Source organism: Sporofaciens sp. St.21A7, assembly GCF_059728535.1.
Window position 1 is genome coordinate 3,636,229 of record NZ_BAAGFN010000001.1, and the last position, 17,001, is coordinate 3,653,229.

General features: G+C 35.7%; 20 protein-coding genes. 16 read left to right on the top strand and 4 right to left on the bottom strand.

Translation table 11 applies throughout. From position 1 onward, the window contains the following. Window positions 1–7: 7 nt before the first annotated feature. Window positions 8–688, top strand: a complete 681-nt coding sequence (locus tag AC6I3O_RS18095; protein ID WP_288175049.1) for a DUF1643 domain-containing protein — start codon at window positions 8–10, stop codon at window positions 686–688. A gap of 174 nt (window positions 689–862) precedes the next feature. Here the strand turns inward: AC6I3O_RS18095 and AC6I3O_RS18100 are convergent, their stop codons facing one another. Next, window positions 863–1,099 (bottom strand): helix-turn-helix domain-containing protein, encoded by a 237-nt coding sequence (locus AC6I3O_RS18100; RefSeq protein ID WP_288175048.1) that lies wholly within the window; start codon window positions 1,097–1,099, stop codon window positions 863–865. 115 nt (window positions 1,100–1,214) lie between these two features. Here AC6I3O_RS18100 and AC6I3O_RS18105 point away from each other — a divergent pair, with 115 nt between their 5' ends. The 7 genes from AC6I3O_RS18105 to AC6I3O_RS18135 all read left to right on the top strand — a co-directional run bounded on the left by AC6I3O_RS18105 (window position 1,215) and on the right by AC6I3O_RS18135 (window position 4,435). After that, the gene (locus tag AC6I3O_RS18105) at window positions 1,215–1,595 is read left to right on the top strand and encodes a hypothetical protein (RefSeq protein WP_288175047.1); all 381 of its coding nucleotides are present in this window, start codon (window positions 1,215–1,217) and stop codon (window positions 1,593–1,595) included. Window positions 1,596–1,601: 6 nt separating this feature from the next. After that, window positions 1,602–1,733, top strand: a complete 132-nt coding sequence (locus AC6I3O_RS18110) for a hypothetical protein (RefSeq protein ID WP_497852049.1) — start codon at window positions 1,602–1,604, stop codon at window positions 1,731–1,733. A gap of 65 nt (window positions 1,734–1,798) precedes the next feature. Continuing rightward, window positions 1,799–2,050, top strand: coding sequence for a hypothetical protein (locus AC6I3O_RS18115; protein ID WP_288175045.1), 252 nt, complete (start codon window positions 1,799–1,801; stop codon window positions 2,048–2,050). 37 nt (window positions 2,051–2,087) lie between these two features. Then, window positions 2,088–2,837, top strand: a complete 750-nt coding sequence (locus AC6I3O_RS18120) for an SHOCT domain-containing protein (protein WP_288175044.1) — start codon at window positions 2,088–2,090, stop codon at window positions 2,835–2,837. An 89-nt stretch (window positions 2,838–2,926) separates the two neighbouring features. After that, window positions 2,927–3,319 (top strand): hypothetical protein, encoded by a 393-nt coding sequence (locus tag AC6I3O_RS18125; RefSeq protein WP_288175043.1) that lies wholly within the window; start codon window positions 2,927–2,929, stop codon window positions 3,317–3,319. 3 nt (window positions 3,320–3,322) lie between these two features. Next, window positions 3,323–4,033 (top strand): hypothetical protein, encoded by a 711-nt coding sequence (locus AC6I3O_RS18130; RefSeq protein WP_288175042.1) that lies wholly within the window; start codon window positions 3,323–3,325, stop codon window positions 4,031–4,033. 36 nt (window positions 4,034–4,069) lie between these two features. Then, a complete protein-coding gene (locus AC6I3O_RS18135; RefSeq protein WP_288175041.1) occupies window positions 4,070–4,435 on the top strand; it encodes a hypothetical protein in 366 nt (121 codons plus the stop codon). Between the two features lie 209 nt (window positions 4,436–4,644). Here the strand turns inward: AC6I3O_RS18135 and AC6I3O_RS18140 are convergent, their stop codons facing one another. Next, window positions 4,645–5,175 (bottom strand): hypothetical protein, encoded by a 531-nt coding sequence (locus tag AC6I3O_RS18140; RefSeq protein ID WP_288175040.1) that lies wholly within the window; start codon window positions 5,173–5,175, stop codon window positions 4,645–4,647. Window positions 5,176–5,636: 461 nt separating this feature from the next. Here AC6I3O_RS18140 and AC6I3O_RS18145 point away from each other — a divergent pair, with 461 nt between their 5' ends. From AC6I3O_RS18145 to AC6I3O_RS18180, 8 genes are all read left to right on the top strand, one after another. Then, complete coding sequence (locus tag AC6I3O_RS18145) at window positions 5,637–8,219, top strand: AICE element replication initiation protein (protein ID WP_288175039.1); 2,583 nt, start codon at window positions 5,637–5,639, stop codon at window positions 8,217–8,219. Window positions 8,220–8,429: 210 nt separating this feature from the next. Further along, window positions 8,430–8,639: a hypothetical protein gene (locus AC6I3O_RS18150; RefSeq protein WP_497852050.1), complete on the top strand. Its 210-nt coding sequence runs from the start codon at window positions 8,430–8,432 to the stop codon at window positions 8,637–8,639. 16 nt (window positions 8,640–8,655) lie between these two features. Then, window positions 8,656–9,840 (top strand): tyrosine-type recombinase/integrase, encoded by a 1,185-nt coding sequence (locus AC6I3O_RS18155; RefSeq protein ID WP_497852051.1) that lies wholly within the window; start codon window positions 8,656–8,658, stop codon window positions 9,838–9,840. Window positions 9,841–10,094: 254 nt separating this feature from the next. Then, window positions 10,095–10,478, top strand: a complete 384-nt coding sequence (locus AC6I3O_RS18160; protein ID WP_497852052.1) for a hypothetical protein — start codon at window positions 10,095–10,097, stop codon at window positions 10,476–10,478. Further along, window positions 10,462–11,394, top strand: coding sequence for a hypothetical protein (locus AC6I3O_RS18165; RefSeq protein ID WP_497852053.1), 933 nt, complete (start codon window positions 10,462–10,464; stop codon window positions 11,392–11,394). The genes AC6I3O_RS18160 and AC6I3O_RS18165 overlap by 17 nt, the downstream gene beginning before the upstream one ends. Before the next feature lie 74 nt (window positions 11,395–11,468). Next, window positions 11,469–13,250, top strand: a complete 1,782-nt coding sequence (locus AC6I3O_RS18170; protein WP_497852054.1) for a hypothetical protein — start codon at window positions 11,469–11,471, stop codon at window positions 13,248–13,250. Between the two features lie 140 nt (window positions 13,251–13,390). Beyond that, on the top strand, window positions 13,391–13,708 hold the full coding sequence (locus AC6I3O_RS18175) for a DUF2085 domain-containing protein (protein ID WP_497852055.1): 318 nt from the start codon (window positions 13,391–13,393) through the stop codon (window positions 13,706–13,708). Between the two features lie 229 nt (window positions 13,709–13,937). After that, complete coding sequence (locus tag AC6I3O_RS18180) at window positions 13,938–14,462, top strand: ABC transporter substrate-binding protein (protein ID WP_497852056.1); 525 nt, start codon at window positions 13,938–13,940, stop codon at window positions 14,460–14,462. 199 nt (window positions 14,463–14,661) lie between these two features. Here AC6I3O_RS18180 and AC6I3O_RS18185 read toward each other — a convergent pair whose 3' ends face one another. Together AC6I3O_RS18185 and AC6I3O_RS18190 are read right to left on the bottom strand one after the other, a co-directional pair. After that, window positions 14,662–15,894 (bottom strand): type I restriction enzyme endonuclease domain-containing protein, encoded by a 1,233-nt coding sequence (locus AC6I3O_RS18185; RefSeq protein WP_497853509.1) that lies wholly within the window; start codon window positions 15,892–15,894, stop codon window positions 14,662–14,664. Between the two features lie 128 nt (window positions 15,895–16,022). Continuing rightward, window positions 16,023–16,838: an Rpn family recombination-promoting nuclease/putative transposase gene (locus AC6I3O_RS18190; RefSeq protein ID WP_497852057.1), complete on the bottom strand. Its 816-nt coding sequence runs from the start codon at window positions 16,836–16,838 to the stop codon at window positions 16,023–16,025. Window positions 16,839–17,001 lie beyond the last annotated feature (163 nt).

The following is a 17,001-nucleotide window of genomic DNA, read 5'->3' on the forward strand; positions in this document are numbered from 1 at the left end:
AAGACCTATGAAAAACTTAGTAACAACAGAAATTGCAGTAAAAACCGAGATACTTTCATCTGAGGATGGGAACAGAACATACCGCATTACGAAAGAGATTACAGGGATTCCAGGCAGTCATGCATATTTTATCTTACTGTATCCTACCAGAACACAGGATAATTGCTATGTAGAGGACTCCACCAATAACCATCTGCTGAACCATCTTGCTGAATTAGGTTTAAATTCATATACCATTATCAATCTGTTTGCACAGGTAACACAGAGCCGATTATCTTTAGCCGGATTAACTGTGGATGAAGAAAATATGGACTATATTAAGGAAACAGTCTTTTCAAAACTTACGGATGATTCCAAGGTTGTGATAGCATGGGGAAACAGCCAGCAGAACTCTCCTGTTATCTGCCAGTCGAAGCAGAGAATCCTTGAACTCTGGGAGAGCGAACAGCCTTCAAGACCACTCTATCAACTGACGGTAGACGGGATGAAGAATGATAACATCGGAGTCCATCCGCTTTTCCTGGGAATCCGCCACAGCCAGTCCTATTGGAAACTGGTGGAATATCCCAGAAAGAAAATCTTGAAGGATTTAATAGAACGGGCGAAGCCGAAGAAAAGCGAAAAAGAGGCAAAGGGTAAGACTACGGCAAAGAACTCAGCTAAGGGGAAGAAAGATAACAGTAAATAAAAATAGAAAATTTAGTATAGTGACAGATTATGTCTATCTCATCCTCTATAATGGAAAATATCAAACATATAAAGAGGATATGCATTTATGAACAGATTCTATCGGAGTAAAGAAAACCGTAAATAAGTATAAATTAGGGATAATGAAACAAATCCCATTATCCCTACATTTTCATTACTTATCTTCTACTGGCGGTATGTATTCTAACAAATCATTCAAATCGCAATTCAGTGCATAGCAGAGCCTCGATAATACAGCTAAGTCTACTCGCTGAATAGAACCGTCATAATAGTGCTTCAACTGGGTTCTCTGCATTTCAGCACGGAATGATAGCTTCGTTAAAGATATATCTCGCTCATGCATGATTTCTTTAAGGTGAAGTTTTACAGTGCCAAATTCTAAGTCATTCATGAATGAAACCTCCTGCTATACATGATATTTTATCTTTATATCTATTGTAAGCAGTATATTTATGTAGTATAATTATATATGTAGATATATACTGTACATATAGGGAGAGAAAAATATGAAAGTGCAGAATGAAAAGGAACTAGGACAGGCATTAAAAAATAATGTGGCATTAATTGAGGTTGAATTTGATTTGAAAAACCAAGTACTAAAAATTAGAAGTGTAGGAAAAGTAGCTTGGGGAATTTGTATAGGTTCAATAGCAGTGGCGGTTACATCAATCTTAGCAACAATGACAACAGGCGGAACACTAGCACCAGTAAGTGCTTTTGTTGCTACCCCTGCTTTAGCAGGTACGGTGGGTATTCTGGGTGGTTCTACAACAGTTGCGGCAGTCGGTATAGCTGTTGCCGGTGGTGGTGTTGCTTCATTGAATAAACTGCGGCAATATAAAGTAAAGAAAATATCAAAGGACAAAATTCAATTAATTAAGAAATAAAAACATATGAAGAAATTTTATGGGAAAGAAGAAAAAAGAATTGAGAAATTAGAACCTAAAGTTGAAATACCACCAGAATTGGAGAAAAAAGCAAAGGGAAAAAATAAAAGACAAAAGAAAAAATCCATGGGAAAGTAAATATCAAAAAATACTTACAATCACATATGGTGTGTGATATTACATTTAGATAAGAGGTGATGGCAATGCCAATTTTATTAGGAATTATATTGGTGCTTATTATTGGCTACATAATAAAAAAGAATCACAAAAAGATATTTGATAAACTATTTGAAATAATTATTACTGTTGTCATATTGACATTTACTATTAGTTTAATTGGTACTGGGATTACAGCTATATTTATGGCAACTCTTCCATTTTCATTAATAATTGCAATTATATTATTGATTGGGATAATAACTTCCATTAAAAACAAATTTAAGCAAAATAATTAAAGCACCATTCAAAATATTTATTAGGAGGAAGTAAGATATGGCTCTATTTGACAAACTAAAGGAAACTGCAAACAGTGTCAAAGATAAAGCGACCAATTTTGCAGAAGAAAAACAGCTTGCAGAGAAATTAGGTAATGCAAAAGATTCCGTTAAGAAAACTCTGGATGAAAGCACAGGTTCATTCAAGGAATTCCAGAAAGAAAACAAAGAATTGAAACAGGCATTAGAAGGTGCGCTTGCAAGATATGAAGTAACTTACGTCAGTGGACTACCACAGTACCCTAAAGTAAAGATGGGAAGTGCTTCTATTGGTCTGAACGTTATGGAGAATCAGTTTTCTTTCCGAAAAACTGGAAATTCTAAAGATTGGTTTAGTGATTTTGATATTTCTTATGATTCAATAATGGAGTTATATATAGAGAAACGCACAATCACTACTGCCGAAGTCCTTCTGGGTGGAGGGAATGACGCAAATCAAGAGCAAGAAAATGTAATTTGTATCATTTTTAAGGCTGATACTGGAGAAGAATTAACGCTTCGAGTAGAAATGCTTACAGGATTCACGATATACCGTCAAGCTGAAAAATGCAGAGAGTTTATCGCTTTATTGCGTCAACATGGTATTTTACAAAGACTTGAGCAAAAAAAGAATATAAACAATGGTTCGGGAAGTAATAATTCAGATATATTAACACAAATTGAAAAACTTGCTTCATTAAAAGAGGCAGGTATCCTAACTGACGAAGAATTCCAAGAAAAGAAAAAAACTCTATTAGCAAAAATCTAAATAAAAATACTATAAAATTAAAAGCCGAAGTGTAAGATTCATTGCACTTCGGTTTTTTTGTTGTATTTTAAGAAAGGAAGGTTATACATATGCAAATTAAAATATTTAACCAGAATCAGCTTTCAATCCTAAGAACTATAAATCCTTTATTGAAAGAATATAAAATTCCAAGGATGGTTCTTCATGAAATCGGCTATATCCTTGAGTTTGAAAAAGCAAGTGATAACGACTATGTAATATTATTCTTGAAACCACTTAGGAATGATTTAATTGATATTTTAGATAGACTGCACTTATATACCGAAGAAGTAGAGTATTCAGAGAATAATTTCCATACAATCGAAGTTAAAGGCAAGAAACATCCCATGAAGAAAAATCGAATATGGAGTTGGTATGATATTTCCATTCCAGCCGAGGAACGCACTATATTTGTGGTCTATTCTATGAAAAAGAAAAATTTAGAAAAGAAAGGTGGTTTTTAATTTATGAGAATTAAAAGATGGGGTAAACAATCGAGAAGAATTAAAAATGTAGTAACCTGCGGAGAACCCGAAATCGTTCTAATGGAACTGGAAACCGAGAACTTAAATCCAGATGTATACAGATACCGTACTGAATGGGGGATTAACATTGTTTATTATATATTCAACTTTCAGCTTATGGAGGAATTAATCTTTCAGCCGATTTACTTAAATAATTCTGATATTTTCTATTTTGGAATGACGGAAAATGAGCTTTTCAAAAAAGTATTAAAAAATACCATTATTATGACTCAGCCTAGAATCATGCTTTTTCCAGAATATTTAAAAGACTTGGAACGGGTTTGTGAAAGGTCATTGATTCCGGTAATTAGGGAATTAATCAGCGTAATGGTGAAAATTGAAAATAAGAGTAAACAGCTTTGGTGTGTTTCCAACATCCTTGGTGAACGTGGTGCGGTTGGAGGATTCTATAAACGTTTATTAAGAAAATTTTGTATGACTCATAATTGTAATCGTCTATTAGTAGGATTCTCTAACAATGACTACGCTCTCCTTACCATGGTAAATGAAAATACCGTTATGGCTATAAGACAGTTAATTGATGGAGTTGGCAGTGTGCGTTCGGATACGGGAAAGATTACACAGAGAAAACTCCTTATCTATGATTACGGGAAAGATTCCTTAGAAGAATTTGAAGAAATGGATTTTGTATAAAAAATACTTATGTCTTTTTAAATTGGAGGAAATAGGATGAAAGTGAAAATATGGACAGCCAAGCAGTTGCCTATCATTCAAGAATTAGTCTCAAATGGCAAGATACCAAAAGCGGTTGCAGATGAAACCCTAAGAGTGGTTTCTATTCTTGATGAATACTATGGGAGTGAGAGAAACGTTGATAATGATGACGGCGGCTTTCTGCTTATATATACGGATTGCCTAGAAGATAATGGAGAAATACAAAGATTCTTAGATAGTTACCATATCCGACTGGACGATATGGAACTGGATGACACTCTCTGTACTGATGATGGAATCACGTGGAAGTCTGTATTATATTTGGTGTCAAATGACTATGGAATTACCCTTATATATCCATGTAAGGATGAGGAGAATTAGAAAGATTCTTTGTGCCTGATTATATTCGCAATGTGATGTTGCTAAGGAAATTTTTTCAGTGGCGATAGGGACAGAAGGGACGCAAAAAATTAATATTTGATGGGGACGAAAAAATATATATTCTTTTCACCCTCCTCATTCAAATTGAATAAATGCTGTCCCTATTGTCCCTATCGCCACTGAAAATCTAAAATAATTTTTGCTTATTTCTATTTAGCATACAAAGTATAAGATTTTGCTACTTGCCTAACATCTTTTTTTATTTCTTTTCTAGTTATAGAGTTCTCATCATTCTTTTTGAAGTAATATAAACAAAGAAGCATTTCCCCGAAAGCAATACAATGGATAATGTCACTTTTTTCTTGCTCTTTATAATACTGATTAACTAAATGAGCCAAAAGATTCGTATATTCTGGACTTTCAAGAAAAAAGCAAGCCATTTTATTGTACTTTCTATATTGAAGAATAGTTCCAAAAGATAGCTGATTATCTTCAATAACAAAATCAAATTTTCCCTCTACAATTTCTTTACAATTCATTTCATCTAAATAACGATATAAACTTGAATCGTCCAAAATATTTGCTTCTTCACAGTTCTCTCGTATAGCATTAATAATTTGCTTCTTAGTTTCTATCCTCTCACCCTTTTTATTACAAGTATCTACATATTCCTGAATGGCACTTTTCACACACTCTCTTATTTCTTTACGTGATGAACCTTCTTTTTTTAATTTATCCATATAATCTCTCCTTTTAAAATAGCAAAAAAACGCTGTAACAAACTACAGGGCATCATATTCTAGCCTCTTTTTTTAGAACATAGTAAATTTCTAGTTTTAACCCAAAAGTGATAAATACGAAACAAAACAAGAATTTTTCCCTTAATATGCTAAATATACCATTTTTTGGAGAATAATTCAATATTTTAGTTATAAGAAATATTTTGAGAATATATGAGAAATATATAATTTTTACTCAATATTCTATACCATCAAACTTGATAAGCCCAATAAACATACTGGTCTCCGTAATTTGACGAATCTTTCAAGAAATTGTATTATAATTACCGTACCACCTAACGTTAGAGTGAAAATATTAGTCCCCACCTGTATGGTGAAATATTGGGGGAACAGATACACTGCACCTTGACAACTGAATATAGTCTTTTAGTTCAAAATAAGAAAAAAGGATGGTTTTAAATATGAATAACAAAGAAATTAAGACACTTTTCGATTGTATAATTACTGAGGATTCTTTCTTTGAAGTGCGTATACTTCACACAAAGAAAAGTACACTTTCTGGTTACTTTAACGATTCTACTAATTTGCTAAAAGCGGTTAATCAGTATGACGGAAAATACAACATATTTTTTACATTAAATTCCGTTATTCCCGATGTCGTAAGCAGAAGCAAGAATCATTTTACTGAGTGGTCAAAGAATACAACTACTGATAAGGAAATCATACAGAGAGACTGGATTTTAATTGATTTAGATCCAGAACGCCCTGCAGGTATTTCTTCTACAGATGAAGAACTGTCTTATGCTAAGGAATTAGCAGAGAAGGTAGAGAACTTCCTAGATGAACAGGGGTTCTCTCAGCCTGTAAAATGTATGTCCGGTAACGGATATCATTTACTCTACCCTATCTCACTGGAGAATACACCAGAGAATACTACACTCATAAAGGATTTTCTTGCTACTATTGATAGGAAATTTTCTAATGAGGCAGTAAAAGTAGATACCACTACATATAACGCCGCAAGAATCACAAAACTTTACGGCACAATAGCCTGCAAGGGAGATAATACAGAATCACGTCCACATAGACGGTCGTGCATTATTTCCGCACCAGAAATCCTTGAAAACAACAGTGTTGAACTGATTAGGGGTATTATAGCACTCTGTAACCCAATAAGCAAGGAGAACAAAAAGAACGTTTCTTCTCCTGTTTCTTCTAATATTATTAATGCTGAAAGCAACACACCTTCTTCCGAACATTCCCAAATTAATATTCGGGAATTCTGTGAGGCTCATGAGATAGCAATATCTCATGAGAAAACTTGGTGTGACGGGATATGTTATATCCTTGCAACCTGTCCTTGGAATCCTGACCATACGGATAAATCAGCTTACATTATTGAATTCCCGAATGGAAAGATTACAGCAGGGTGTCACCATGATTCATGTAGTGGGGAAAACTGGCGAACTCTTTTACAAAAATTTCCAGATATGAAAGAGTTTTTGCAACCGCCAAAAAAGAAGTTAGCAAAAAAAGACGACAACATGAGTGCTGCAGAAGTGCTTCTGGCAGATATTAAAGAATCTGGTCATAAGCTCTACCATGATACCGGTGAAACCGCTTATGTATCCGTTCCTTTAGAAAACAGTGCTTGCCAATATATGGCTGTACAGGATAAGAGCTATAAACAGCTACTCCGAAGAATTTACTATCAGAGATACGGGAAAGCCATTAGTACTGAATCTCTAAAACAAGTAACCGATACACTGGAAGCTGAGGCCAACTTTCAAGGGGCACAAATTCAACCTTCAATCCGCTGTAAGTACCTTAGAGATAAGATATTATATTATCTTGCTGATGAGGAACAGACAACACTTTGTATTGATAAGAAAGGAATTCATATTCTACCGGAAAGCCCCATTCCTTTTATCCGGACAAACAATATGCTTGAACAGGTAATGCCAATGGATAGGGAAAAAAAAGAAGGCAAGAAGAAACCAACTTTTCGGGCACTGGCAAAAAAATATTGGAATTTCCAATCTGCTGATGATTTAATGTTGCACAATGTTACATTACTGACAAGATTTTTCAGTGACATTCCTTGTCCTATTATGTATTACAGAGGGGATAGAGGTTCAGCCAAAACCACTAGCATGAGATTAGACAAGGTATTTTTAGACCCATCCCATACGGATGTTATGGCACTGCCATCAACTATTAACGATATTATATCTATACTGTCTGGGAGCTACAGCGTAGCTTTTGACAATATTGAAGGGGGTATTTCTGCTGACTTAGCGAACATATTCTGTATATGTTCTACATCAGGTTTCTACAGTAAACGTAAGCTGTTTACCGATAATGATACTATTAATATTCAACTTCACACCCACTTAAGTTTTAGCGGAATCACAATGCTTTCCAATAGGGCGGATATCCTGGATAGATGTATTCACTTATCTTCGGTAAGAATCCCCGATTCTAAAAGGCGGACAGAAAGTGAAATAATTGCAGAATTTAAGCATGATTTGCCCTACCTTCTTTATCGTGGGATGAAAATTCTTTCCAAGGCTCTGATTATCTTGGAAAACCTTGAATTGCCAAACCTTCCACGGATGGGAGATTTTGCAAGAATAGGATATGCGATTGCTGAGGCAATGAACTATGGTGGAAACCACTTCCTGGAAGTTTATCGTAAAAACCAGGAAGAATTATTAGAGATTAGCGTTGAGGACGATATTCTGCTATCCGCTATTGTTTCCTTTATAAAAGAAGCCAACTATTTTCATGGCACTATGACAGAGTTACAGGCGGCATTAATCCATCATTCTTCAAAGACAGGCATTGATGGGAAAAGCCTTACAAAGGCTAGCAGTTCCTTAAGCAAGAAATTATTCCAGTCACAGTCAGTTTTACAACAATTTGGCATTTATCTGGACAGAGGAAAGAGCAATGGCAAACGATATATAGAAATTTGGATTGAAGGGAAAGAGGATGATACGGATATAATCACCCTTGAATCTCCAGATGAACTACCTTTCTGAGATTAATTTTTAATCGTCAGTGGCGATAGGGGCAGAAGGGACGCAATAAAGTGCTTTTGTAGCATAACTATCATTACTTTAATGCATACCTAAAATCTTTTCTTACCGAAATACAGTCACTATCGCCACTGACGCCACTTTAATAAGAGAAATTTAACCTGTAGTTTTTGAGAATTAAAAATATATATCATATACATGGAGGTAGCCAAAGTGAAAACAAAGGTTCAGCGTAAATTAATGACGGCAAGAGAAGTTAGAGACGAGTATTTATGCATGGACATCCGCAAGTTGAGAACATTCCTTAATGAGAATATTTCATTCGTTAAAATTGGGAATAGATACTATTATCAGCGTTCTAAAGTTGAGAAATTATTAAATGATACTGAAAACAGCTATGATTTCAGAGTCGGCACTTACTAGAAAGGAGGCGGATAAAATGTCATTTAACGTAGAAAAAGTAAAGAGAAAAGACGGCTTTCGTTATCGTATCGTTAAAGATACAGTAGTAAATGGCATACGCAAGCGCACTTATAAAGTCTTACCTAAAGGTACAAAGAAGTCAGTTGCAGAGCATATCTGCAATGAAATGGCTCTAAATGCGCAGTTCGGACATTTTATAGAAAAAGAACCTCTCACATTTCAACGCTATGCAGAAGAAATTTACTTTCCAAAATATACGAATTATATTTCTGTCTCAACAAAGAGGGGATACCTGCAACTATATAATGCCCCTAACGGAGTAAAAGAAATCCTTGGAAATTATTACCTGGCAGAGATATCGCCAGAAATACTCCAAGATATGGTGAATGATTATGTAAAAAACGGGAAATCACCCAAGACAATACGGAATCACGTTTCCTTTATCTCATCCATATTAACACAGGCTATGAAGGATAACTACATGAAACGGCAGGAAGTACCAACGAACTACATCCGACTGCCAGAAATGGTTCAAGAAGAAGGAAAGGCTTATACTTTACAGCAAGTCAGAACCATACTTACCCGTGCGCAGGAAACCAATAACCGAACCGTAGAACTATTAGTTGGTATCTGTTGCCTTGCCGGAGGTCTGCGAAGGTCGGAGTTGATTGCTTTAAAATGGGAAGATATCGTGTTAGACAGGACTGAGGCTTATATCCATGTACGGAGAGCCATTGTGGAGGATGGGAATGGAAATATGGTGGAGAAGCCAACTAAGACAAAAGCAGGCAGGCGGATGATTCCTATTATGGTAGATGGGACTGTATATAAGATTCTGCAGAAAGCCAGGAAGGAACACATGAAATGGCAGTCATCAGAACCAGATTTCCAAGGTGGAAACAGTGTCTTTATCCTGCCTCATAAACCATATAATTTAATGAAGCCGATGACACTGTACAAGAACTTTAAACGGTTTATGAAAAATGAGTGTCCAGAACTGCCTTGTTACAGATTGCACGATTTGCGGCACACCTACATAACTGCTTGCACGAATATAGAAGGATTCAGCGAATTATCTCTCATTGGCACAGTCGGACACAGCACAATCGAGAACAGCAAGCGTTATCAACATCCATTAATGCAGAAAACACTTGCCGATATGGAGAAGCTAGAGAAAACATTCTCTAAAATAAAGGCTTGATTTTACGCTCAGATTAGACGAATACTTCTAAAAATTACTAGGGATTTACGGCTACGGGACGACGACACCAGTTTTTATAAGAACATTTAAAAGTGCTTTAAACGGCGTATTTAAAGCAAAACTATGGAAACATAAAGTCTTAGGATAGGGGTTGATGTGTTCAAGTCCCGTATACTCCATTCTGCAAGGCATAGCCCAATTTCAATATTGCGGCTATGCCTTTTTCATTTTTCTGTAACTGGGAAATCAGATACGTGGAGTGTTCTGGGGATGAAAATGATGATATCAGAGTTCGTTCGCTTTTTCATACAAGAAAAGATACCAAAGATTTCAAGTTACAAATAAAACCAAGGAGGAAAGAAAGACAAATGATTTATTTAATAATTTTAGTAGTTGCTATTTTTCTTTATGTTTTCATTAAAAAGTTACAGAAAAGCAAAGAAAAAAAGGTATATGAACACTATTCCTGTGAGGAAGGAAATTTTATAGTGAAAGGCAGAAAGAATAATTTTGTGGTGAGAAAAAATGGGAATATAGAATTTGTAGTAAAAGATGGACAAATTGTTGCAAGTCGGGATTTAAGAATTAGTAGAGATTTTGTTTATTATGGAGGTACAGCAGATGGGATGGCTAAGTAGTGCATTAGATTGGTGTGCAGATAAAGTTCAGACCGTGACAGGAGAAAAAGAAAGACGTGTGTTAGTAGAGCAATTTAAAGAGATGTATGATGACTTTAAATTTATGGTGAAACAAAAAGTAGAAGAAATTAATGAGAAGATTAAAGAATTCAACTCATTCATACAAAAAATTAATCTGCTTCGTAAAAATCAGATTGAACCTAAAATTGTCCGTTTAGGTGGTTTCCTTGGAAAGTTTGGAAATACCAAGTCCATCGGCGCATACGCAGAAGAAAGAGAAAAATATGAGATTACCCTGCCGGAACAACAATATGAAATAATCGAAAATTATATATTTGAAATTGATTGGAGCCAGGGAGAAGTTTTTAATAATACCTTTTTCTTGACACCTATTGGAATGACAATGAAAACCAAGCAACAGAATTTGTCTATGAGAGAGCGATTAAACGATTTTCGTCTGGAAATAGATGAGACATTGTCACAACTTGGAATTAAAAAAGATGAAATTGAGCAGAATTGTCGTATTGCTGAGTTATACATTTTTTGTGTTGAATTTATAGCTGATTATATCGCAAGAGTTATTTTGCCTGAGTTAGATGTGGTAGAGGCTTTTTTTCAAACACTATGTCTGAAAAATGTGGTCCTTGCTGAACAAGCAATTACAAACATAAAATTTATAAATAATCTTGAAATTATTCAAGATACCCAGTACCAAAAACATTTTCTTTTTGTAAGAAATACATTTATGTTCTATGTAATTGCATGTAAGATATATACGACTCCAATTCTGACGAAATTGTTAAATAATGAGGTTATTGTAGCAGAAGATATAGAAATAATGGAAGAAAACAAAAAAGTATTATTAGGACAGAAGGATAATGTTGATAAATATTTAATGTTTAACAGGAGCGTTTAATATGGCAGACAAAAAATATTAAGATACTTTTAGAAGAAAGAGATTCTCTGGCAGAACAGGAAAGAAAATTGTATTTGGATGCAGTTGAAAAAATCAATATGCGTTCTCGTGAGCTGCTCGATAATAATTTTGGCACAATGCTAGTTCAAAATATAGGGCGCGATTTGGCCGGCGAAGTAGTTAGGCGGTATTTTGATATGAGTGATTATTATATTACGGTAGATCAGCTGTACGATAGATTTTTGCATTTTTCCTATGATAATGATACGGATATTTTCCATACCGATGAGGGTATCCGAAAAGCTTATTATAACTACACTGATGGGATAAATTCCAGAACCCTTAAAAGCATTTCAGATACTTGCAGAGAAGCCCAAAAGCAACTGTTTACGATTGATAGGGCAAATGATCCTTTAGATTCAAAAGGGAAAAAAGCATATCGGAATTTAAAAACAACAGAAGATGGCAAAATTTTTGATGAACTTACAGGTAAAGAAGGAAAAAGCAGAACAATTATCAAGAACGGTAAAGAAGTCTCCGTCAGTGAACTGCAGGCAGACCATATCCAGGCAAGAGAGTCGGCATCATACAATGAGCAATTTATTAAAAAAGAAAAGGTGGAAGAAATTAGAAAGTTTTATAATTCAGAGGATAATATGCAGATGATACATGGTTCTGCGAATTCATCCAAAGGAGATGTCCGGGTTTGTGAAGTAAATGGAAAAGTGGAATATTTAAACGCAAAAAATATGAAGACTAGGCAGAAAAATGGAGAAAATGTCTTAGATATTACATATAAAGCAACACCCCAGCAGTTGGCTGAAGCTACAATTGCTCAATGGGAAAAAGAAACGCCCAGTGGGAATAAACTAAAAAAACTGCAGGAGGAAGGATATTTAGATGCGAATGGAAAAGTAAAAAAAGATGTAAAGGAAAAATTGGTAGAAAATATTAAAAACTCTCAGAATAAAGAAAGTTTAGTAATTTTAAAATCCGCTGATTATCAAAAGATATCAAAAAAAGCGGGGAAGGAGACGATATCGAGTGTCGGAAAAATTTTAGCAGGACAAATCGTTTATTATGTTATGCCGCCGATGATATTTGAAACACAGACTATCCTGAAACAAAAAGATATTACTCTGGATACATTTTTTAAAGAATTAAAAAAAGCGGGAAATCGGGTCACAAAATATGTACAGAGTAAAATGAAAGAAATATTTAAGAATATAGCAGGTAATACATTTCATAAATTTATAAAGTCATTTTTTGATTGTATCATAGAAATCGTGAAAGCTACGGCAAAACGTATTGTGAAGGTGATCAAAGATGTAACCTTATCTTTGATAAATTGTGTTAAAGTTTTGGCGCAGAAAGAGTCATCTGCAAGTCAAAAGGCAGATTCCATTACAAAAATTCTAGCGGCTACGGTTACAACCGTTGTTATGGAAATTTTGTTTGAATATTTAGAAACTCAATTTCATTTACCTGACTTTCTTATGGAACCATTACAGATTATAGTGACGATATTGTCAACCAATATTATTATGTTAATGCTTAGTAAATTGGATTTATTTAATACAAAATATGGTTTCTTAGTGTCGAATATAGAAAATATATTTGAAGAGGAAAATGAGCGGTTGCTTTCATCAAGGAATGAACTGTTACAGGAAGGCAGACAAGTGTTTGACGAGCAAATACAAGAGATAGAGTCAGAAATAGCAAGTATAAAAAATTCGATAATTGAGTTAAACATGTATAAAGATGAAGCATTGCCTTATTTAGATAAGATTAATGAAGTTTTTGATATGGGCATTGATTTTGAAGAAGAATGGATGAGTTATTTACAGGTTGTCTAAGACTTGGAAGATAAGATCAATTTACTTTTTAATATTATTTTAGGATGGGGGTACATATTTTATGATTTATGTTGTTGTCATTATCGTTATTATCTTGGTATGTCTTTTTTGCTCTTATTTAAATAGCAGGAAGTAATATTATGAGGTTAGTATTTCCAATTTGCAATAAAAAGCCAGAATGTGCGCCGAATATCATGGGGCATACCTTTTTACTTTGCTGGAGATGTTCTATGGTAATTGTAGGTATTATTGTTACTTTAATCGCTATACAATTGAAGCAAACTTTCATCCTGCAAAAGAATATAATTTGGGGAATTACTTTAATGTTTCCAATGATAATAGATGGTAATCTACAGTATTTAAAGGGAATTCCTAGCACTAATTTACGACGAGCAATGACCGGATTTCTATTTGGTGTAGGTGTTACAATTATCATTAATGTTATAATGCCAAAATGATAATATTGCAAACGATAAGTTTCAAGAATCTATACTTATAACGAAGGTGAGTGCCGTCCTCCTTGCCACAGGGAGATAAAGGGAGGAGCTCCCAGTCCGGCTTGGTGGAGGCACAGCCATTTTATCAACCGATGATAGCGGTGTAAAGCCTTTATTGAAGTTATTCCGTTTTCACACAATATTCTCCCCCGAATATACTATACCATTAGGAATTTAAAGGAGGATATGTATGAAAAAGCGTTTACTTGCTGCCACTCTTGTGATTGCCTTGTCATTCACAACCCTGTTGGCGTGCTCATCCAAAGAAAATGACACGGAAACTACCGCACCGAAAAAAGAAACGACAGAGACGTCAGATGATACTAAAAAGGAGGAAACACTTCCAGAATCGACGAAAGTCATCTTAAATGAAGTAGCCCACTCCATCTTCTATGCTCCGATGTATGTCGCAATCGAAGAAGGATACTTTGAAGACGAGGGCATTGAGCTCGAATTGATTACTGGTTTTGGCGCAGACAAAACAATGACCGCTGTAATCTCCGGAAGCGCCGATATTGGTTTCATGGGTTCAGAAGCTTCCATCTATACTTATAACGAAGGCGCCAACGATTATGTGGTAAACTTCGCACAACTGACCCAGCGCGCCGGGAACTTCCTGGTAGCACGGGAAGAAATGCCCGATTTTACTTGGGACGCACTCAAAGGGACGAATGTTCTTGGCGGAAGAAAAGGTGTACGCCACTATATAATGTAAATTTAAAGACTATTATAATTCTATGTAATTGGGTGGATTAAATGAACCATACGAAGAAATTGCAGATAGCAGTATTTGATGAAAGTTTTACTCGTACTCATTTCTCTACAAATAATATTTTCACTAGAAAAAGAGAGGGGCCTTGGCACCCTCCCCGATCGCAGGCTTTACATGATATAAATATTTTTGATTACTATTGCTACGCCACTTCTTTGTACTTCATATAGACATACTCATAGATTTTCTGCCTGTATGTAAATATCGCTTGATCCGAATAGCACTCCGGCAGCTCTTCCCACAAAATTTTTCCAATAAGTGTATCTATCTCTGCCTTCGTTTCTTGCTTATCCGTCCAATGGTCAAGCTCAGAAATCTTCCCCTTAATCTTATCAAGTAAATCTACCGCAACCTTTTTAATCTTCTTGATATCTTCCTTGGAGAGATTTTCATCAAAAAGCATATCATATAATGACAATTCTTCATCACTTGTGAAGCCTTCACGGACATATCTCCGTTCTTCCCGATTCATAGAATTTGCCAGGTTCATAAGTTCCATAAATGTCTTTTCGGTATTGGCTCTGTCCTGCTCCTGGTTATATTCTTCGATAATCTTTTGATAGCGCTCATAATAATCCACACGTTTAGGATTATTCTTGATCATGCTATCTAAGCGCATCCGGATAAGTTCATTCAATTCTATGAACATTAGATTTTTCTTTTTCACTTTAGCAAACTCCCTGCGAAGCAGATCAAAATCAATTTTACTGATATCAAAACGCTTTGCCATACTTCGTTTTTTGGATGTCTGCTCTATCACAATATATTCACCTAAAATCCCATTAATCTGTACCATCAGATCAACGGTATCCACATACTTCCTCTTTTTCTTTAATTCATCAAATATTGCAGTCACAGCATCCTTCTTTTTCCTATCACTATCTGAAATATCATGCCTGTCGAGATATTTCATTATACGATGAAGCTCATTGCCATAAGTCATGAATTGTTTTTTACTCTCTTTACTGTCAGATACAACATTTGCTGCTTCCTGTAATAACGCAAGTTTAGCAAAATCCTTCGCCGTCACAAGGTCATTTAATATAAAACCCTTTCTGCGTAAAAATGCATCTGCCGCATCTATCACTTCTAAAACCCTTTTTATTAGTTCTCCCTTATCAGTTGTTGGGTCCGTATTTCTGCCGCCTACATTTGCCGTATAATCGGCAAGGGCTTTGCGAAGCGCTTTTACAATACCAATATAATCAATAATAAGTCCGTTACTCTTACCCTCTGCTACGCGGTTCGCCCTTGCGATGGTCTGCATCAGAGTGTGTGCTTTTAAAGGCTTATCTAAATACAGGCACGACAAACACTTTACATCAAATCCAGTAAGCCACATTGCGCAGACAAAAACTACCCTTACTTCTATTATCCATTATGGCGTTTCCTCCAAATTGTCTATTTATTCAGGTATCATCTTAATAATGAATCCGGCTTTATTGAATCCAATAATAGAACCGGGAATGCATTAGCAGTTCTCCCGGCTCTATTTGAATACACTCAACTTTTTATGCGCAAATCTTCAACTTCCTCATAGGTCAATCCGGTATCTTCTACAATTTCATCAACTGGTCTATTCCGATTAAGAAGTTTTTTGGCTATTTCAATATCTCTTTCCTTTCTGGCATTATACAATGCCTGTGCCTCGTCATGTCTTGCCTTCGCTCGTAGCCTTTCTTTCTCACGGAACTCTGACGAAGCAGTAATCGTATAATAAGCATTAATCGCCTGACTCATAACCGGCACCTCCATTTCTTTAATCTTTTCCAATTCCTCTTCCGTTTCTGCCCTGAACAGCGAAAGCCATAACAGCAACATATTATCCTCGCTGACATCGGCGGGAAGCTTTGGTAACTCGAAAAAATGAAATCCCATTTTATCTGACAGCAGCGTATGACGTGTAACTTCCAGAGGTTGGAAGAATGAATGATATTCTTCACATTCAAACAATATGAAATCTATAATGCTGATAACAATCGTGCGTGGCAGCGTGGAATAGCCCTGTCCGGTAAGCAACGCCGACGAAAACTCCCTCGCCCAGTAATACATTACCCTGTCTGGATAATCTCCCTCATTGCTGACCTGCACTTCCAGATCGACACGCTGCCCATTCACGGTCATGTTAATATCCAGCCTGCAGAATTTGTCCCCAAGATTCTCAGGAGGCATCTCCGGGTTACGTATCACAAACTGCCCGATGCTTTCCAATGATATCCCAAGCAGGTCTGCGACCATTTTCTTCAAAAGTTCCGGATACTGCACAAACAGCATTTTGAATAGTGTATCCGTTTTAAACGTATATTCAAGCTTTCTCACGGCATCATCTCCCCTTAAATCTTATAATCTCCCTTACCAGCAGTATACCATACGCCACGGTTTATTTCCATAAAGATTTTGTAGCCACAGGGCTGTAATCTATTTTTGCGGTAATCCTGGAACTAATTGAATCTTCTTCTGTTCCGCAAAATCATTCGTAATG